The 18,353-nt window shown below is 60.2% G+C and carries 21 protein-coding genes; 16 read left to right on the top strand and 5 right to left on the bottom strand.

The window, feature by feature from the left end; translation table 11 throughout:
• Positions 1-5 precede the first annotated feature (5 nt).
• Entirely contained in the window at positions 6-770 is a 765-nt protein-coding gene (locus ACO07T_RS06315) for a substrate-binding periplasmic protein (protein WP_209080598.1), read from the top strand.
• A 69-nt stretch (positions 771-839) separates the two neighbouring features.
• Here ACO07T_RS06315 and ACO07T_RS06310 read toward each other — a convergent pair whose 3' ends face one another.
• Together ACO07T_RS06310 and ACO07T_RS06305 are read right to left on the bottom strand one after the other, a co-directional pair.
• Positions 840-2,042 (bottom strand): acetyl-CoA C-acyltransferase, encoded by a 1,203-nt coding sequence (locus ACO07T_RS06310; protein WP_422048714.1) that lies wholly within the window; start codon positions 2,040-2,042, stop codon positions 840-842.
• Positions 2,043-2,126: 84 nt separating this feature from the next.
• A complete protein-coding gene (locus tag ACO07T_RS06305) occupies positions 2,127-2,609 on the bottom strand; it encodes a MaoC family dehydratase (protein ID WP_209080603.1) in 483 nt (160 codons plus the stop codon).
• A gap of 272 nt (positions 2,610-2,881) precedes the next feature.
• Here ACO07T_RS06305 and ACO07T_RS06300 point away from each other — a divergent pair, with 272 nt between their 5' ends.
• The 12 genes from ACO07T_RS06300 (at position 2,882) to ACO07T_RS06245 (ending at position 12,620) form a co-directional block, all read left to right on the top strand.
• The gene (locus ACO07T_RS06300) at positions 2,882-3,406 is read left to right on the top strand and encodes an SRPBCC family protein (RefSeq protein WP_422048713.1); all 525 of its coding nucleotides are present in this window, start codon (positions 2,882-2,884) and stop codon (positions 3,404-3,406) included.
• A 138-nt stretch (positions 3,407-3,544) separates the two neighbouring features.
• Positions 3,545-4,468, top strand: coding sequence for an ABC transporter ATP-binding protein (locus ACO07T_RS06295; protein WP_422048712.1), 924 nt, complete (start codon positions 3,545-3,547; stop codon positions 4,466-4,468).
• Positions 4,465-5,226 (top strand): ABC transporter permease, encoded by a 762-nt coding sequence (locus tag ACO07T_RS06290; RefSeq protein WP_209065839.1) that lies wholly within the window; start codon positions 4,465-4,467, stop codon positions 5,224-5,226. Before ACO07T_RS06295 ends, ACO07T_RS06290 begins: the two co-directional genes overlap by 4 nt.
• A gap of 102 nt (positions 5,227-5,328) precedes the next feature.
• On the top strand, positions 5,329-6,126 hold the full coding sequence (locus ACO07T_RS06285; protein WP_422048711.1) for a S49 family peptidase: 798 nt from the start codon (positions 5,329-5,331) through the stop codon (positions 6,124-6,126).
• Position 6,127: 1 nt separating this feature from the next.
• A complete protein-coding gene (locus ACO07T_RS06280) occupies positions 6,128-6,310 on the top strand; it encodes a hypothetical protein (RefSeq protein ID WP_422048710.1) in 183 nt (60 codons plus the stop codon).
• A gap of 3 nt (positions 6,311-6,313) precedes the next feature.
• Positions 6,314-7,267, top strand: a complete 954-nt coding sequence (locus ACO07T_RS06275; RefSeq protein ID WP_209087433.1) for a calcium/sodium antiporter — start codon at positions 6,314-6,316, stop codon at positions 7,265-7,267.
• A 14-nt stretch (positions 7,268-7,281) separates the two neighbouring features.
• On the top strand, positions 7,282-8,058 hold the full coding sequence (locus ACO07T_RS06270; RefSeq protein WP_422048709.1) for an SDR family oxidoreductase: 777 nt from the start codon (positions 7,282-7,284) through the stop codon (positions 8,056-8,058).
• Between the two features lie 357 nt (positions 8,059-8,415).
• Positions 8,416-10,290, top strand: coding sequence for an excinuclease ABC subunit UvrC (gene uvrC, locus ACO07T_RS06265; RefSeq protein ID WP_209065843.1), 1,875 nt, complete (start codon positions 8,416-8,418; stop codon positions 10,288-10,290).
• 101 nt (positions 10,291-10,391) lie between these two features.
• Entirely contained in the window at positions 10,392-11,051 is a 660-nt protein-coding gene (pgsA, locus tag ACO07T_RS06260; protein WP_209065844.1) for a CDP-diacylglycerol--glycerol-3-phosphate 3-phosphatidyltransferase, read from the top strand.
• A gap of 5 nt (positions 11,052-11,056) precedes the next feature.
• Complete coding sequence (gene moaD, locus ACO07T_RS06255; protein WP_422048708.1) at positions 11,057-11,302, top strand: molybdopterin converting factor subunit 1; 246 nt, start codon at positions 11,057-11,059, stop codon at positions 11,300-11,302.
• A gap of 12 nt (positions 11,303-11,314) precedes the next feature.
• Entirely contained in the window at positions 11,315-11,758 is a 444-nt protein-coding gene (locus ACO07T_RS06250; protein WP_209065846.1) for a molybdenum cofactor biosynthesis protein MoaE, read from the top strand.
• Between the two features lie 328 nt (positions 11,759-12,086).
• A complete protein-coding gene (locus ACO07T_RS06245; protein ID WP_422048707.1) occupies positions 12,087-12,620 on the top strand; it encodes an AAA family ATPase in 534 nt (177 codons plus the stop codon).
• Positions 12,621-12,686: 66 nt separating this feature from the next.
• On the opposite strand, the gene ACO07T_RS06240 is transcribed toward ACO07T_RS06245, so the two are convergent.
• From ACO07T_RS06240 to ubiA, 3 genes are all read right to left on the bottom strand, one after another.
• Positions 12,687-13,001, bottom strand: a complete 315-nt coding sequence (locus ACO07T_RS06240; protein WP_209065848.1) for a hypothetical protein — start codon at positions 12,999-13,001, stop codon at positions 12,687-12,689.
• Positions 12,998-15,079, bottom strand: coding sequence for an OmpA family protein (locus ACO07T_RS06235; RefSeq protein ID WP_422048706.1), 2,082 nt, complete (start codon positions 15,077-15,079; stop codon positions 12,998-13,000). The genes ACO07T_RS06240 and ACO07T_RS06235 overlap by 4 nt, the downstream gene beginning before the upstream one ends.
• A gap of 61 nt (positions 15,080-15,140) precedes the next feature.
• Complete coding sequence (ubiA, locus tag ACO07T_RS06230; protein ID WP_422048705.1) at positions 15,141-16,106, bottom strand: 4-hydroxybenzoate octaprenyltransferase; 966 nt, start codon at positions 16,104-16,106, stop codon at positions 15,141-15,143.
• A 12-nt stretch (positions 16,107-16,118) separates the two neighbouring features.
• Here ubiA and ACO07T_RS06225 point away from each other — a divergent pair, with 12 nt between their 5' ends.
• The 3 genes from ACO07T_RS06225 to ACO07T_RS06215 all read left to right on the top strand — a co-directional run bounded on the left by ACO07T_RS06225 (position 16,119) and on the right by ACO07T_RS06215 (position 18,332).
• The gene (locus ACO07T_RS06225; RefSeq protein ID WP_422048704.1) at positions 16,119-16,844 is read left to right on the top strand and encodes a 16S rRNA (uracil(1498)-N(3))-methyltransferase; all 726 of its coding nucleotides are present in this window, start codon (positions 16,119-16,121) and stop codon (positions 16,842-16,844) included.
• On the top strand, positions 16,841-17,692 hold the full coding sequence (locus tag ACO07T_RS06220; protein WP_422048702.1) for a GNAT family N-acetyltransferase: 852 nt from the start codon (positions 16,841-16,843) through the stop codon (positions 17,690-17,692). Before ACO07T_RS06225 ends, ACO07T_RS06220 begins: the two co-directional genes overlap by 4 nt.
• Positions 17,693-17,822: 130 nt before the next feature.
• On the top strand, positions 17,823-18,332 hold the full coding sequence (locus tag ACO07T_RS06215; protein ID WP_209065853.1) for a hypothetical protein: 510 nt from the start codon (positions 17,823-17,825) through the stop codon (positions 18,330-18,332).
• Positions 18,333-18,353: the final 21 nt, after the last annotated feature.

Here is an 18,353-nt window from a genome sequence, read left to right as displayed (position 1 = left end):
CTGCAATGTTGAACCGAGTTCTGTGCGCCGCCGCTTTTGCCTGCGCCTCCCTCGCCACTGCCACTTCCGCTGAAACCATTCGCCTTGTTCAGGACGAAGCCTATGCGCCTTACATGGGCGTTGAAAATGGCGCGCCAACCGGGATCTGGGTGGACGTCATCACCGAAGCGCTGAGCCGCATTGAAGGCCAGTATGATGTTGAGATCGACGCTGTGCCATGGTCTCGCGCCGTGAACCTGGTGGAAAGCGGCCAAGCGCACGGTCTGATCGGGACATATGTGCGCCGTGAATCCCGCCCTTGGATCGGCACCTATTCCACCGCGCCTATCACCGAGAAAGTGTCCGTCTATTGCCGCAACGGCGTGGCCGACGCTGGCTGGAATTACCCGGAAGACTTCTCGGGCCTGACCTTCGGAAACAATGCGGGGTTTGGCACACCTGGCGACGCGTTCTTTGACATGGTGGCGGGCGGCTTGATCTCGCTGCAAGAGGCGCAGACCACCGAGCAGAACCTGATGAAGCTCGACCGTGGCCGGATCGATTGCTACGTGCAGGAGCAGCTCGCGGCAGAGATGGTGATCAACGACAAAGGTCTGAAGAACGTTGAGCGCGTGCTGGACACCTCCGCTGAGACCGCACACGTCGGCTTCCGTGGCGACTGGCAGGGGGCTGAGGCCACTGCATTCATGGACGCCTTTGATGCTGCGGTGCAATCCATGCTGGACGATGGCACGATCGACGCGATGGTCGCAGAGACAGTTGGCAGCTGATTGCTCATCTGAGTTTTAAGACGCGGCGCTTTGTGATGAAGCGCCGCGTTTTTCTTTGGTGATGGCTGCTTACAGCACCTCAAACAGGCCTGCAGCGCCCATGCCGCCGCCCACACACATGGTGCATACCACATATTTTGCACCGCGACGTTTGCCTTCGATCAACGCATGACCCACCATACGCGCCCCTGACATGCCGTAGGGGTGACCGATGGAAATGGCACCACCGTTCACGTTCAGAATGTCGTTGGGGATGCCGAGTTCGCGCGCAGAATGCAGGACCTGACAGGCGAAGGCTTCGTTGAGTTCCCAAAGCCCGATGTCATCCATGGTCAGGCCATGCGCTTTCAACAGTTTTGGCACCGCGTAGATCGGGCCAATGCCCATTTCATCTGGCTCAAGCCCCGCAGCCATCACCCCCACATAGCGCCCGAGCGGCTCAAGCCCCTGCTTTTCCGCCAGTTTCGCTTCCATGATGACAGAGGCCGATGCGCCATCTGACAGCTGAGAGGCATTGCCCGCGGTGATGAATCGGCCTTCTGCCACTTGCTGACCGTCTTTGAACACCGGGTTCAGGCCCTGCAGGTTTTCAAGCGTCGTGCCCGGGCGGTTGCCTTCATCCTTCTCAAGGGTCACTTCGCGGAAAGAGATCTCCTTGGTCTCTTTGTCCATGACATCCATTGTGGAGGTCAGAGGCACAATTTCATCGTCAAACTTTCCGGCGTCCTGCGCTGCGGCGGTGCGCTGCTGGGATTGCAGCGCATAAGCGTCTTGATCTTCGCGTGTGACGCCATAGCGGTCAGCGACAATCTCAGCGGTTTCCAACATGCTCATATACAGCGCCGGTTTGTGCTCCTTGATCCAGGGATCAGCCAGGCGGTCGCGGCGCATTTTTTCGTTTTGCACCAGCGAAATGCTTTCCACCCCGCCCCCAATGGCCACCTCCATACCGTCATGGATGACCTGTTTGGCCGCCGTGGCGATGGCCATCATGCCAGAGGCGCATTGCCGATCCAGCGACATGCCGGCGACGTTCACGGGCAAGCCGGCACGCACCACGGCCTGACGGCCGATGTTGGAGCCGGTTGAGCCCTGCTGCAGGGCAGCGCCGATGATGCAATCCTCGACTTCATGGCCTTCGAGCCCCGCGCGGGAGACCGCATGAGAGACCGCGTGGCCGATCAGCTCCTGAGCCTGCGTGTTGTTGAAAGCGCCGCGGTAGGCTTTGCCGATTGGCGTGCGGGCGGTGGAGACAATGAGTGCGTCGCGCATGAAAAAGTTCCTGAAGCTGTGGGGCGAATGTGCGTCGATTGCGCAGCTGTTTCGCGTTTTTTGTACGTCGGGGCGGTGCCGTTCTTACCCGGCTTTCTTGAAGCTGGAGGCGTCTTTTTCAAAGCGCAGGTTTTTCCATTGTGCCACAAGTGCGGGTTTGTCCTCGCCCTTGATTTCGACGGTCACATTCCACTGGGTTTCAATCACGCCGGGCTGTGGTTCAGCATATTTTGCCAGCGTGAAGCGGCCCCGAATGTCTGCCCCTGCTTTGACCGGCGCCACAAAGCGCACGCGGTCAAAGCCGTAATTGATGCCGGTGCTTTCTGCTTCGGTGCGTGGCACCGCATCCGCGATCATTTGAGACAGCAGGGACAGGGTCAGGAACCCATGCGCCACGGTGCCGCCGTAAGGCGTGTCCCGCGCGGCATCAGGATCGGTGTGAATATATTGCTCATCCCCTGTGGCTTTGGCGAAGGCATCAATCATCGCCTGATCGATGTGGATCCATTTGGACAGCCCATATTCGCAGCCGACGCCATCTTCGAGTTTTAGAATGCGAGAAATCATGTGACGGGCCTCCGAGCCAAAAGTTCTGTGTTGGCGCTTAAATTTTGCAATGCAGAATTTTATTTTGCTTGTGAACAGAAAACGGGATTCGCTGCTGCCTGTCAATATGCAGAAAGAAATTCCACAATGCGGAATAATAGCGTTATGCGGTGGTCAGAGGCATGTCGGATTTGAGCCGCATTTACGACCTTCGTGCGCTTGCGGCGCGGAGAGCCTGAGCCTAGGTTGGCCGAAAGTTGGGCCAGATGGCCGAGGCAAAGGGGAGCGCTGCCATGCATATGAGTGACCAGAGAGAGATTGCCGCACCGGTGGCCGAAGTATGGGCTGCGCTTTTGAGTGCGGACACGCTTCTGGCCTGTGTGCCGGGCGCCAAAGAAGTGACCGGAAACGCGGAAGAGGGGTTTGAGGCCACCGTGGTGCAGAAGGTCGGTCCGGTGAAAGCGACTTTCAAGGGCAAGGTGGAACTGTCCAATCTGGTGGAGGGGCAGAGCTTGACCTTGACCGGCGAGGGCAAAGGTGGGGCTGCGGGCTTCGCCAAAGGCGGCGCGGATGTGACACTGGCGGAAAGTGAGACTGGCACGCTCCTGACCTATGAGGTGGAGGCGAAGGTTGGCGGGAAGCTTGCACAGCTTGGCAGCCGTCTCATTGACGGGTTCGCGAAGAAGATGGCCGACCAGTTTTTCACAAACTTCCAGAGCGCGTTGGAAGGTCCGGCAGAGGCAGAAGAAGACAGCGCTGATGCTGCTGAGGAGGCCGGTGAAAAGAAGGGTCTGTTCAAGCGGCTGACCGGCGGCTAAGCGCGCGTCTCATTGATTTCAACCGCATCGGTGCAGAAAGTCTGTGCGCCGATGCACATCACAGTCTCGTGAAATTGCACTTGGCCTGACGGCACCGCCTGTTAGGTTGTGGCCTTCAATGAAGAGGGGGCCGCGATTGTGATTGTAGAGATTGAAGACCTGCGCAAAACCTATGCTGGCGGTTTTGAGGCCCTCAAGGGCATCACCCTCAGCATTGAGCGGGGAGAGATCCTTGCGCTTCTGGGACCAAACGGGGCGGGCAAGACCACTCTGATTTCCACGATTTGCGGGATCACCATGCCCGGGGCTGGGCACGTCCGAGTTGGCGGGCATGATGTTGTGACCAACTACCGTCAGGCGCGCGCGATGATTGGTCTGGTGCCCCAGGAGATCAATCTGGAACCCTTCAACAAAGTGATCGATACGGTGACTTATACACGCGGCCTGTTTGGCAAGCCGCGTGACCCTGCCAAGATCCAGGCGATCCTGAAGCAGCTGTCACTGTGGGACAAGCGCAACTCCCGTGTGATGGAGCTCTCCGGCGGCATGAAGCGGCGGGTGCTGATTGCAAAAGCGCTGAGCCATGAGCCGGATGTGCTGTTTCTGGATGAACCAACGGCGGGCGTTGATGTGGAGCTGCGCAAAGATATGTGGGACATCGTGGCTGGCCTGAAGGCGCAGGGTGTCACCATCATTCTGACGACGCATTACATCGAAGAGGCCGAGGCGATTGCTGACCGTGTGGGGGTGATCAACGGCGGCGAACTGTTGTTGGTTGAAGAGAAAGACGCGCTGATGGCGCGGTTGGGGCAGAAAACCTTGCAGATCGAGTTGCAGGAGGCCGTTGCCGCGGTGCCGGAGGCGCTGGCGAGCTATCAGCTGGAGCTGGTCGAAGGTGGCGCAGCGTTGCGCTACACCTATGACACGCGCGGGGAGAGCACGGGGATCACCCGGCTTTTGAGCGATTTGTCCGCTGCCGGGTTGTCCTTACGGGATCTGCAGACCCAGCAGTCCAGCCTTGAGGATATTTTTGTGGGTCTGGTTTCGGAGGGCGCAGCATGAATTGGGCAGCAGTCTGGGCGATGTACTACGCTGAAATGACACGGTTTTTCCGCACGATTGCGCAAAGTTTCATTTCGCCGGTGATTTCCACATCGCTCTATTTTGTGGTGTTTGGCGCTGCCATTGGCAGCCGGATTGATCAGGTGGAAGGCGTGAGCTACGGCGCATTTATTGTACCGGGGCTGATCATGCTGTCGGTGATGACGCAATCTCTCTCCAACGCCTCCTTTGGCATCTATTTCCCGAAATTCATCGGCACCATCTACGAGTTGCTGAGCGCGCCGGTGAATTTTCTGGAGATCGTTCTTGGCTATGTCGGCGCGGCGGCAACCAAAGCGCTCTTCATCGGTGTGGTGATCCTCGCCACAGCCATGCTGTTTGTCGATGTGCCGATCCAGCATCCCGGCGCGATGATCCTGTTCTTGGTTCTGACGTGCCTGAGCTTCTCGCTGTTTGGCTTTATCATCGGCATCTGGGCCGGAAACTTTGAGCAGTTGCAATTGATCCCGCTGCTGGTGGTGACGCCTTTGGTTTTCCTTGGCGGATCTTTCTACTCGATTTCAATGTTGCCCCCGATCTGGCAGAAGATCACGCTGTTCAATCCGGTGGTCTATCTTATCTCGGGCTTTCGCTGGTCATTCTTTGGCACCGCAGATGTGCCGATCGGCCTGAGCCTGTTGGCGATTGGCGGGTTCACGGCGGTCTGTCTGGCCGCGATCTGGTGGATCTTCAAAACCGGCTGGCGCATTCGCAACTGACGCCACGGCGCTGTGCAGGCCGGTAAGTTTTTTGGCATCAAACAGCGCTTTCCTTGGGGGCTTGCCTTGTGAAAGGCACATGCGCGTTCTACATCCGATCAGATGAAACGCTTGAACCCTTTTGCCAAAAAACCGCCTGTGGTCGCCGTGATCCGTCTGCAAGGCGCCATCGCTGCGGGCACACGCGGGCAGCTGAATGATGCCACGCTGGCGCCAGTGATCGAGAAAGCCTTCAGCAAAGGCAAGCCAGCAGCTGTGGCGCTTGAGATCAACTCGCCCGGTGGCAGCCCGGTGCAAAGCGCATTGATCGGCAGCCGCATTCGTCGTCTGGCGGAGGAAAAGGGCATCCCCGTGATCGCCTTTGTCGAGGATGTTGCCGCCTCCGGTGGCTATTGGCTCGCGGCCGCAGCGGATGAAATCTACGCCGATGACAGCTCCGTGGTGGGCTCTATCGGGGTGATCTCCGCAGGGTTTGGCGCGAATGTGTTCCTGTCCCGTCAGGGCTTTGAGCGCCGTGTGCATACGGCGGGCAAAAGCAAGTCGATGATGGATCCGTTTCGCCCTGAAAAGCCCGAAGATGTGGCGCGGCTGAAGCAAATGCTCGAGCAGATCCACGAGAACTTCATTGAGCACGTGAAAACGCGGCGTGGCAGCAAGCTGGCGGATGAGCCGGATCTCTACACCGGAGAAATCTGGATTGGCCGCAAAGCCAAAGAGGTTGGCCTGATTGATGAGATCGGTCATCTGGTGCCGGTGCTGAAGACGCGTTTTGGCGAGAAGGTCAAATTCCGCCGCTACGGCGTGAAGCGTTCGGTTTTGCAGCGCTTTGGCGCGACGCTGGCGCAGGATGCGCTGGCTGGGATCGAAGAACGCGCAGAATTCGCGCGCTTCGGATTATAGAATGCTGGTAAAGATCGTTTCCTTTTTCCTGATCGGCATGGCGGTTCTGGCCATGTTTGGCAAGCTGCGCTTGCCGGGGCAGAAGCTCTTGGGAAAGACGCGGTTGCAGTCAAAAAAATGCCCCAAGTGCGGGCGCTTCCAAATTGGCAAAGGGCCGTGCCCCTGCCGAAAGAACATGGGGTAACACATGGAATGGCTGCTGGTTGGGCTTGGGCTCGTGATCCTGCTTTTGGCAGGCGATGCGCTGGTACGTGGCGCGGTGAACGTGTCCTTGCGGATCGGGATTCCGGCGCTGATCGTGTCGCTGACGATTGTGGCGTTTGGCACCTCTGCTCCTGAGCTTCTGATCTCTATTGAGGCGGCGTTGAAAAACGCACCGGGCATCGCATTGGGCAATGTGGTTGGCTCCAATATCGCCAACGTGCTGCTGGTGCTGGGCATTCCGGCGCTGCTCGCACCGATCCAGACCAGCCATTGCAACTCGCGGCGCAACTATGTGCTGATGATTGCCGCCACGGTCCTGTTTATCGGCGTGGCGAGCGCGGGCTTCTTTACATTCACCAGCGGTTTGATCCTGCTCGCAGGCCTGACAATCGCTTTGGGCAGTGCGTTTTATCAGGCGCGCTGTCATCGGAAGGCCGAGGCGGCCTGCGCAATGGAAGACGAGGAAGAGGTCGAGGGCGCAGACCCCGATATGCCATGGTGGCGCATCTTCGTGTTCCTGATCCTTGGCCTGATTGGCTTGCCACTTGGCGCGGATCTGATGGTGGACAACGCCGAAGTCATCGCCCGCCGCTATGGCGTGAGTGACACTGTGATCGGCCTCACCTTGATTGCGCTTGGCACCTCTTTGCCGGAGCTTGCAACCACGGTCATGGCCGCGCTGCGCCGTCAGGCGGATGTGGCTTTGGGCAATGTGATTGGCTCAAACCTCTTCAACCTACTCGCCATCATCGGTGTGACCTCGCTCATCCATCCGATCCGCGTGGATCCGGACTTCTTTGAGTTTGATTTCTGGGTGATGCTGGGGTCTTCGCTGCTCTTGATACCATTTGTGTTCCTACGACAGGATCTCACACGTATTTGGGGTGTTGTCTTTACCGCGCTCTATCTGATCTACATCGCGGTGACGTTGACTTAAGGCAGGAGAGCACAGTGCGGGCATTGGTGACAGGCGCTGGGGCGCGGCTGGGACAAGCCATGGCAGTCTATCTGGCGGAGCGCGGCTACGATGTGGCTGTGCATTATGCCAGCTCTCGTATCGGCGCGCTGGAGACCGTTGAAGCCATTGTGAAAGCTGGGGGGCGCGGTGTCACGCTGCAGGCCGACCTGCTGGACGAGACCCAGACGCAAGCCCTCTTGCCGCAGGCCTCTGAGGCGCTGGGTGGGCCGATCACATGTCTGATCAACAACGCCTCGATTTTTGAACAGGACAGCCTGCAGGACGCCACGCGCGAAAGCTGGGACCGCCACATCGAAAGCAACCTGAGGGCGCCATTTGTGCTGTCACAGGCTATGGTGGCTCAAGGCCTCACAGCGACCGCTGATGAGGCCGGAGAGCCGGTCGCGGCTGGTCTGATTGTGAACATGCTCGACCAGCGCGTGCGCAAGCTCACGCCGGAGTTTGCGTCCTACACCATCGCCAAGATGGGGCTGTGGGCGCTGACCCAGACAGCGGCGCAAAGCGCTGCGCCTCATGTGCGGGTGAATGCCATTGGTCCGGGCCCTACACTGCAGGGCAGCCGGCAATCTGAGGCGGACTTTGCCGCGCAACGCGCGAGCACTGTTCTTCAACGCGGGGCTGATGCGTCTGACATATGCGCCGCGCTGGGGTACCTGTTGGATGCAAAAGCCGTGACCGGGCAGTTGATCTGTGTGGATGGTGGCCAGCATCTGGCCTGGCAGACGCCGGATGTTTTTGCCAGCGAATGACGCTTTGGCGCGCAGAGCTGATCATACTTTAGGAAAGCACCTTTGAAGACATTCGTAGCTTAGAATGGTTCTGAGCCGCGCGAGTTGTGCACTGTTCACAGAGCTGTCATGTTTTCGTTACTTTTTGTTAATGATTTCAATAATTTGTGCATCGCAAAAAATAAAAACAAGTAAAATCAATTACTTGCATATGTGCTTAAAAAATAGGCACGGTAACAAGTTACGTTAAAAATAAGGGATTTCTTTACGGCTGAGAAAGATATCTCCAGAGTTATCCACAGTTTCCGTGGATGTAATTCTTCTTGCCCCGCGGGGCTTAAGATTGCAGGCCGACCAAAAGAATCATATTTGTCGGTCATGACGTCTGACATCGAAATTCCCTCTGCCGGCCCGACCGGTCACGCTTGTATTCAGAGCTATCTCAAAACCTTGGATGGTTCCCCGGGTGTGTACCGGATGCTCGATGCGCAGGCGCGGGTGCTCTATGTTGGAAAGGCGCGGAATTTGCGGGCGCGGGTGTCCAACTATGCGCGGCCCAGTGGGCATTCGGGGCGGATCGCGCGGATGATTTCCGAGACCGCGTCGATGATGTTTCTGACCACGAAGACAGAGACCGAGGCGCTGCTGCTGGAGCAGAACCTGATCAAGCAGCTCAAACCCAAATACAATGTGCTGCTGCGTGATGACAAAAGCTTTCCCAATATTCTGGTCAGCCGCGCCCATGGGTTTCCCCAGATCAAAAAGCACCGGGGTGCCAAGAAAGAGAAGGGCAGTTACTACGGCCCGTTTGCCAGCGCGGGGGCAGTCAATCGGACGTTGAGTCAGCTGCAGAAGGTCTTTCTGTTGCGCAACTGCTCGGATGCGATGTTTGAAAGTCGCTCGCGGCCCTGCTTGCTGTATCAGATCAAGCGCTGCTCTGGGCCGTGTGTGGGGCGGATCAGCGAGGCGGATTATGCGGAGAGCGTGCGGGATGCGGAGCGGTTCCTGTCTGGGCGCTCCACCCAGATCCAAGAGGCGCTGGCAGCGCAGATGCAGGAAGCCTCCGATGCGATGGAGTTTGAAAAAGCCGCGGCGCTGAGGGATCGGATCCGGGCTCTGACGACCGTTCAATCGGCGCAAGGGATCAACCCGCGCGGGGTGACCGAGGCGGATGTGATTGCGCTGCACCTTGAGAACGGGCAGGCCTGTGTGCAGGTGTTTTTCATTCGTGCACATCAGAACTGGGGCAACCGCGATTTCTATCCGCGGGTGGGCAATGAGATTGATGCGGCCGAAGTGCTGGAAGCCTTTATCGGGCAGTTCTATGACGGCAAGGAACCTCCGCGCCAGTTGATCCTGTCTCATCCCATTGAAAATGAAGAGCTTATGGCAGAGGCCTTGGCCACGAAAGCGGGGCGCAAGGTGGAGATCCTTGTGCCGCAGCGGGGCGAGAAGGCTGAGCTTGTGGCCGGAGCGGCGCGCAATGCGCGCGAGAGCCTTGCGCGCAAGATGAGCGAGACCGCAACGCAGGCCAAGCTGCTGTCGGGTATGGCAGAGGCCTTTGATCTGGACGGACCGCCGCAGCGCATCGAGGTCTACGATAACAGTCACATCCAAGGCACCAATGCCGTGGGCGGCATGATCGTGGCGGGGCCGGAAGGCTTCATGAAAAACAGCTATCGCAAGTTCAACATCAAAGGGGATGACCTGACGCCGGGTGATGACTTTGGCATGATGAAAGAGGTGCTCACCCGGCGGTTTAAGCGGCTGCTGAAGGAAGACCCAGATCGCGATCAGGGCATGTGGCCTGACTTGCTGTTGATTGACGGCGGTGCAGGGCAGGTGAGTGCGGTGCATGAGATCATGGAAGAATATGGCGTGGAGGACATCCCGATGGTGGGCGTGGCCAAGGGTGTAGACCGGGACCACGGCAAGGAAGAATTCTACCGGATCGGCAAACGCCCGATGGCGCTCAGACGCAATGATCCGGTGCTCTATTTTGTTCAGCGCCTACGCGATGAGGCGCATAGGTTTGCGATCGGAACCCACCGCGCGAAGCGTGCCAAAGCCGTGGGTGCGACCCCTCTGGACGACGTACCAGGTGTGGGCGCGACGCGAAAACGGGCGTTGTTGGCGCATTTTGGCAGCGCAAAGGCGGTCTCCCGCGCCAATCTGGCGGATTTGAAAGCCGTTGATGGCGTCTCCGACAAGCTGGCTGAGACAATTTACGATTTTTTTCACGAACGCGGATGAACCGGCCGCACGGTGTGTGTTGCGCCGCAAGGCGTGCTCTTGCTGCCGCAGGTGCAAGGTGAGGGCTTTTGATTGCGGAGAAAAGTGCTTAGGAAGTGGCTATGACTTGGAACATTCCCAATATTCTCTCCGTTCTCCGCCTGATCGCCGCGCCCATGATTGCGGTGATGTTTCTGTATTTTGAACGGCCCTATGCGGATTGGTTTGCGCTGATGCTGTTTCTGGTGGCTTCGGTCACCGATTGGTTTGACGGCTATCTGGCGCGGCTCTGGAAGCAGGAGACGCGGCTGGGCGCGATGATCGACCCGATTGCGGACAAAGCCATGGTGGTGATCGCGCTGATGGTGATCGTGGGGTATTCCTCCATGTCGCCCTGGCTGGTGCTGCCTGCCACCGTGATCCTGTTCCGCGAAGTCTTTGTGTCCGGCCTGCGTGAGTTCCTTGGCGATGTGGCCGGGACGCTGAAGGTGACCAAGCTGGCGAAGTGGAAAACCGCGACGCAAATGGTTGCGATTGCTTTCCTTTTTGGCCAGGGCGTGTTTGAGCATTACCTCGGCATGTCGGCCTGGGGCATGGATCAGGCGATGGTCGATCAGATCATGCTGGGCGAGATCGAAGACCTGCAGGGACTGCGCTGGAAACATGCGGGCATGGTCTGGTCCGGCTGGATGGGACTTTGGTTGCTCTGGATTGCGGCGGCGCTGACCGCTATCACTGGGATTGACTACTTCAACAAGGCCAAGCCGCATCTAAAGGATTGATCGCTATGGATGTTCTCTATTTCGCATGGGTGCGTGAACGGATCGGGATCCCCAAGGAAAAGGTGGAGACCGCAGCCAAGACCGTGGCGGAGCTGGTTGAAGAACTCAAGGCGCGCGAAGAGCGCTATGCGGTGGCCTTCTCTGATCTGAGCGCCCTGCGGGTGGCTGTGGATCAGGAGCTGACAGACTTTGATGCCTCTATCGAGGGCGTGCGTGAAGTGGCATTTTTCCCACCAATGACAGGCGGTTAAGAGGAGCGGGCCATGCGGGTTGTTGTGCAGGAAGCGCCGTTTGACTTTGGCAAGGAAGCGCAGGATTTTGCCAGCGGCCACAGCAATATGGGCGCCATTGTCACCTTCACCGGTGTGGTGCGCGATGCCGACAAGGGCGGCATGGATCGCATGGTGATTGAGCACTATCCCGGCATGACCCAGAAGGCGCTGGAGACCATCGCGGAAGAGGCGGTAAGCCGTTGGAATCTCGGCGATGCTTTGGTCATCCACCGCCATGGCGAGCTGCGCCAAGGGGATATGATCATGATGGTTGCCACGGCGGCCCGCCATCGTGTCGATGCCTTTGAGGCGGCGGAATTCCTGATGGACTACCTGAAGTCCCGCGCGCCGTTCTGGAAGAAAGAATACACCGCTGACGGGGCCGAATGGGTGGCCGCGAAAGATGCGGATGAGGACGCGCTGAGCCGCTGGTGACCGTCACTGAGCACAGCGGATTGTCGGGTCGTTAACCAAAAAATTCTGCCAAAACCGCACGTCGGTATCGCGTCGGTATCCCTACGGTATTGCGTCGGTGCAAAATTCCGTGTCGGCCAAATGGGCAAGTGTGACCCGGCCGCGCTGCGCAACGGGACGCGGGGCAACAGTATTGCGCGCCACAAGCCGAGTGTTTTCCAAATCGAGAACGAGGCGCACGTTGCTTTCTGGGATTGGGCTCATGATCGTTGGCGGGGCACTGGTTGATTGCACGCGGTTCAATGGCTGACACACCGCGTTCGTTCTCTTGGGAGTTGGAGGGGGAGCTTTGACTGATAGGTTTATTCTGCTGACGGGGTGCTCGGGCGCGGGCAAATCGACCCTGCTGAGCGCTTTGGCCGCGCGCGGATGTGCGACCGTCCCAGAGCCGGGCCGACGCATCATCGCTGAGCAAGTGGCTGGCGGAGGCAAAGCGTTGCCTTGGGTCGATATGGAAGCTTTCGCACGTCGGGCCATGGAGGTGGCTCGGTCTGACCTTGCGGCCGCCCAGACGCTTGAGGGGCCTGTCTTCTTTGATCGCGGTCTGATCGACGCAGCCGTGGCCTTGGAGCACTGTGGTGGGGGCAAGGTGCGCGACACATTTGGCGAGGTGCTGCCCTATGCAAAGCGTGTCTTCGTTGCACCGCCTTGGCGGGAGCTGTTTGTCAACGACGCGGAACGCCAGCACAGCTTTGAGGCAGCGGTCCAAGAGTACACGCGCATCGCGCGGTCTTTGGATGCGCTCGGCTATGAACAATATGTGCTGCCCAAGATGTCGGTGACGGCGCGGGCCGACATCATATTAGAGCAATGCGGGTTTTAAGGGGCGAACTGCCTTGGGAGACCGCCTTTGCGACCGACACCCGAAATTTGGCCTGATGCCTCGGACTTACCGTCCCAGCTGGCCGCGGAGCTCTTCGGCTTCCTGGCGGGCGTCGCGCAGGCCGTCCATGGCGGCGGAGAGTTCGGCTTCGGTCTGGGTGAGCTGGTTGGTCAGCTCCGCCTCGCGCTGCTGCAGATAGGTGATCGCCTGATCGCGGGTTTCCTCGGCCTCGTGCAGCTCCTGGCTCATGCGTTCCAGCTGGTCCACATCCGACTGGGCCACGCGGGTGAAACGGTGCACCAGCCAATTGGCAAACCACCCCATGCAAAAGGCCACAAACAGGATCACGGCTGTGGTCAGGATGAACTCAATACGCGTCATTGCTCTTCTGTCTCCTCGCCGTCGTTCTGCGCGGCGTTTTCGGTGGATGGGGCCTCTGCTGCTGCCTCTGGCTGGCCCTCAACTTCGGATTCTTCGGGTGTCTGTTCGGTGGTTTCTTCGGTGCTCGCTTCCGGCGCGGCCTCGGTGGCTGCTTCGGTGGTTGCCTCAGAAGTGGCCTCGGACGGGGTTGCCTCTGCGCCCTCAGCGTCGCTGGCTTCACCCTCGACGTCAGTAGTCTCAGCAGCCTCGGCAGTTTCCGCGCCTTCGGGCAGGATGCGGACAAATTCGATGCGGCGGTTGGCTTCGCGGCCAGCCTCTGTGCTGTTGTCGGCGATGGGTTGGCTTTCGCCATGGCCCACGGCGACAAAGCCGGAGGTGAGCACGCGGCGGTCCTGCAGCGCGGTCAGAACGGCCTGGGCGCGGGTCTGGCTGAGCGCCTGGTTCATGGACTCGCGGCCCTGACTGTCGGTGTGGCCCTGAATTTCGATGCGCAGGTCGGGGCAGGCTTCAAGCTGTTTGGCCAGCTCGTCGATGATTGCATCGGCGCTGGCGTCGAGCGTGCCTTTGCCCGGTTCAAAGGCGATCTTGGTCTCGTTTTGAAGCGCTTGGATGTTGGCCATGCATTCCTCGGCGGTGGGGATGCCAGCAAGCGGATCAAGCGCCTCTACATAGGTCACGTTGATCGCGAAGTGGTCTGTCTGGCTGAGCTTGTCCGCCAGAAGCTGTGCGATGCGGGCGTTGGCCTCGGTGCTGCCGGTGTTGCCGGAGACAGAGACAGCCTCAGGGGTGATCTGCAGCACGCCGTTGTGCAGCAGCGAGAGCGCGTCAAGGCCAGCCATCACACGGAAGGGCCAGGTGCGCGGCAGGGTTTCGTCCAGACGGGTGGCCATATGCACGGTGTCGCTGCTGAAGCGGGCGCGGGCATAGCTTTCTGTTGTGTCACGCGCGATCTCATTGGGCAGGCGGCCGCGCAGTTGCAACAGGCCTTCCGGGCTGAGCGTTGCGGTGAACTCCTGCGCGCGGGAGGCATCGTCGTCCTGCTGCGGAGCAGGCGGCAGGATGGCAAGCAGGGCGAAGGCTTCGGGCAGGGCGGCTTCGGTTTCAGCGGCGACTTTGTCAAACAGGGACTGGCCGGTGCCCTGCAGCGCGGTGAGGGTCACATCCGCATCAGAGATGGTCAGCGTGCCGCCGCCAAGTTCGGCAAGGCCCGCGAGGGAAGCCTCAACCGCTTCCGCCCAGCGGGTGGAGGGCACGCCGAGGCCGATCACACATTCGCTCTCGGTCTGCATGCCTGCGGCGCGGGCGGCTTTGAGGATGCGGGCCTGGGCGGCTTCGGTGTCTGCAGAGCAGGCGTCAAAGCGGGCGCCGTCTTCATTGAGCACAAAGCGCAGGGTGAAGGGGGTGATCACCGGACGGGGCGCGGAGATGGCGAGGTTCACCTCTACGGTTTTGGGGGCGCGGCGCATCAGGTCGTGTTCCAAGGCGGCGCGGGCCTCGGCGCTGTCGGCCATGGCGGTCACATCCACGCGGCCTGCCTCAACAGAGATCTTGGCGCGGGGCAGTTCTTCCAGCGCGCCGAGAGCGAAGCGCACCGCAGGGCGCCAGCCAGCGGGGGTGGCATAGTCGGCGGTTTCCAGAAAATCGGCCACGTCCTGCGCGCCGGAGGCCTCTTTCAGATCGTTGATGATCTGGGTGCGGTTGGCGTTTTTGGGGATCAGGCCAATGAGGGAGATGCCCGCATCATTGCGCAGGATTTCCACGGAAAAGCGCGGCGGGGCGATGGCGGCGGTGGCCGGGACCTGCATGTTGTCGATAACGCGGGAGGCGTCGACAATGCGGCTGGCGGCAGACACGGCGCGGAAGCGGTCGGCCTCGGTGGGGGCCACACCGGCGAGGAAGATCTGCAAGCCTTCGGCATAGACCTCGGCCCAGTCCATATTGTTCTCGGCCAGCTCACGCTCCACGGCGGTGCTTGAGGTCTCTTCTATGAGATCGGCGGAGAGGCTGGCGGCGACGAGGCTGAGAAGGGCCGCAGTTGCGAAGGTGACAAAGAGGATCAGTAAGGAAGAAAGTCGCATTCAGAGGTGCAGTCCGGCCGTTGGTTGCCAAGGTGATACGACGCTGCGCGCGCGCTTGCAATCACAGGAAAATTGCGGTGGCGAAAAACAGCAGAGGGATCAGCCCCGCGTCGCGGTTGGAGCGGAACAGCATGACCAGCCGCTCGGCGTCATCGGTCTTCAGCATCCGCAATTGCCACTGCATGTGCCAGCCCATGGCCACCGGTCCCATCAGGGCCACCGCCAGTGCCAGCGGGGAGTGCGGCAGCGCTGCCATCAGCGCGGCCAGCCCCATCAGAGCCACGGTCGCGATCAGGAAACCCTGCAGCCATTGCGGGCTGTTCTCGCCAAAGAGTCGCGCGGTGGATTTGATGCCGATCAGCGCGTCATCCTCGGTGTCTTGATGGGCATAGATCGTGTCATAAAACAACGTCCAGGTGATGCCCGCCAGATAGAGCACCACGGCAGGGGCATTGAGCGTGCCGGTGTGGGCGGTCCAAGCCAGCAGCGCGCCCCAGTTGAAGGCCAGCCCCAAGAAAACCTGCGGCCACCATGTGAAGCGTTTGGCAAAGGGGTAGATGGCGACGGGAATCAGTGAGGCGATGCCCAGCAGAATGGCGGTGAGGTTGAAGCTGAACAGAATGAGCGCGGCGATCCCGGCCTGCGCCACCATCCAGACAGCGGCCTGTTTGGCGCTGACCTGACCGGAGGGGATCGGGCGGGAGCGGGTGCGCGCCACCTGCGCGTCAAACTCACGGTCGGTGATGTCATTCCAGGTGCAGCCCGCGCCGCGCATCAGAAAGGCGCCAAGCGCGCAGCCAAGGGCGATCCAGAGATCGTGCCAGGAGGCCTGCCCGTCCCACAGCATTGCGAGCAGCAGGGACATCCAGCAGGGCAGCAACAGAAGCCACGTGCCAATCGGGCGGTCGGCGCGGGACAGGCGCAGGTAGGGGCGGGACCACGCGGGCGCAAGATGGTCGACCCAATTGCCGCGCACGGCGTCAGAGACCTGACCTTTTGGTTCTTCCTTCGCGGGCGTGTCGGCCATATGTAGGTTCCTATGAAACAGGCAAAAGTCAGACTGTATGTAGAGCAGGGGCTGGGGGAAGGGCAAACCATTCCTCTGACCAAAGAGCAGGCGCATTATCTTTTCGGGGTGATGCGGATGACAGTGGATGATCCGGTGCTGCTGTTTAACGGGCGGGACGGCGAGTGGCGCTGTGTTGTGACCGTGGCCAACAAGCGCAACGGCCAGCTGATGTGTGAGGCGCAGACCAAGCCTTTGCAGATGCCCCCTGATTTGTGGCTGTGTTTTGCCCCGATCAAAAAGGCGCGCACGGATTTCATCGTGGAGAAAGCCGCCGAAATGGGCGCGGCACGGATTGTGCCGGTGAACACGGATTTCACCAACAGCGAACGCATCCGTCAGGATCGCCTGCAGGCCCATGCCGTAGAGGCCGCAGAGCAATGTGGCGGCACCTATGTGCCGGAGGTTGCGGAACTGACCAAGCTTGAGCGGCTGTTGGCCGATTGGCCTGACGGGCGGCAGTTGATGTTTTGTGATGAAGCTGAGGTGGGCAGCGCAAAGCGCCTTGCGGCCTCAGAAGGCGGACCCTGGGCCATTCTGATCGGGCCGGAAGGCGGGTTTAGCGAGGCGGAGCGGGAGAAGCTCAAGGCGTTGCCCTTTGCCCATGTGGTGAGCCTTGGGCCCCGGATCTTGCGCGCGGATACAGCGGCGGTGGCGGCAATGACGCTCTGGCAGCAATCCTTGGGAGACTGGGGATGAGCTGGCGGGAGATTGACCAGAGTGATCTTGCGTGGGTGGAGGCTTTCCTGAGAGAGCACATCCAGAGTTCGATGTTTTTTCTGGGCAATCTGGATCGCTTTGGATTGAATTCAGAGACCCCGCGCGGTCTGCGTGTCTGGGCGCTTGAGGGCGACCGACCGGGACTGTTTGGCATGGGCAACAATGGCTTCATCATGTTGCAGGCCCCGGAGGCCACGGAGGCGGACTGGCAGGCGACCAACGCATTTTGGCAAGAGCGCCCCATCGTTGGGCTGTGCGGTGACGAGCCGCAGGCGACGGCCTTTATGGAGATGTCTGGGCTGAACGCGCGCGCAGCCTCCATTCGAGAGCCTGAACCGGGATACCGCCTGTCTCTGGATGCGATGGAGATGCCGGATTGCGCGGGTTTTTCACTCATCCCGATTGCGCCTGACATGCAGGCTTTGGCGCAAGATTGGCGCGCCGATTACAATGAGGCGGTGATGGGGCTGGGTAAGCTTACGGCCGTGCAGGCGGCTAAGGAAGAGATCCAAAGCTACATGGAGCGCGACAGCCACCGCATTTTGCTGCGTGATGGTGCGCCGGTGGCGATGACGGGCTTCAATGCGACCTTGTCAGATGTGGTGCAGATCGGGGGTGTGTATACACCGCCAAGCTTGCGCGGGCAGGGGCTGGCCCGACGGGCGGTGGCTTTGCATTTGTTAGAAGCACAGAAGGCAGGGGTGACGCAGGCGATCCTGTTTGCGGCAAGCACGGCGGCGGCGCGCGCTTATGAGGCGATTGGCTTTCAGCGCAACGGCAGCTTTACCTTGGCTTTGTTTGCCGATGTGGAGGCGCATGCGGGATGAGGTTGCAAGTGCTGACATTTGAGTGGATAGGGCCGCGCCTGACCCTGGGTGGGTGCGAATGCGCCCTCCCATGGGGAGGGTCAGGCGCGGCCCGGCGGTTCCGCCGGGCGAAGGCTATGAGGAGAACACGATGAGTTTCTTTCGACCGGAGGCGCGGGCGGCGTTGGTGCAGTGGCGCGAGACCTTGGTAGGCGCGGCGGTTTTGCTGCTTGGGCTGTGGTGGGCCAGCGGCTTTGGCCTTCTGAAATGGCTGGGCATCGGGCTTGTGGCTGTGGGGGCTGTGCTGATCGTCAGCGGCATTCAGCGGGCGCGGTTTCGGATTGGCCAGGGTGGCCCCGGTGTGGTGCAGGTGGATGAGGGCGAGGTCGCCTATTTCGGCCCGCTCAACGGCGGCAGCGTGGCGATGCGCAGCCTCAGCCGTGTGGTGCTTGATGGCCGCAGCCAGCCGCCGGTCTGGGCGCTTTACCAACCCGGGCAGGCCCCGCTGCACATCCCGGTGAATGCGGCGGGGAGCGATGCGCTGTTTGACGCCTTTGCCAGTCTGGACGGCATCAAGACCGAACATATGCTGGCGCAGCTGAAGGCCGCGCCTGATCACCCGGTTGTGATCTGGGCAAAAGAGGATCGCAGGCTGCATTGACACGGCCTGCAAAAAACCCCA

Origin of the sequence: Shimia sp. (assembly GCF_965227725.1) — a bacterium.
GTDB lineage: Bacteria > Pseudomonadota > Alphaproteobacteria > Rhodobacterales > Rhodobacteraceae > Shimia.
This window is presented reverse-complemented; position numbering and strand designations above follow the sequence as displayed.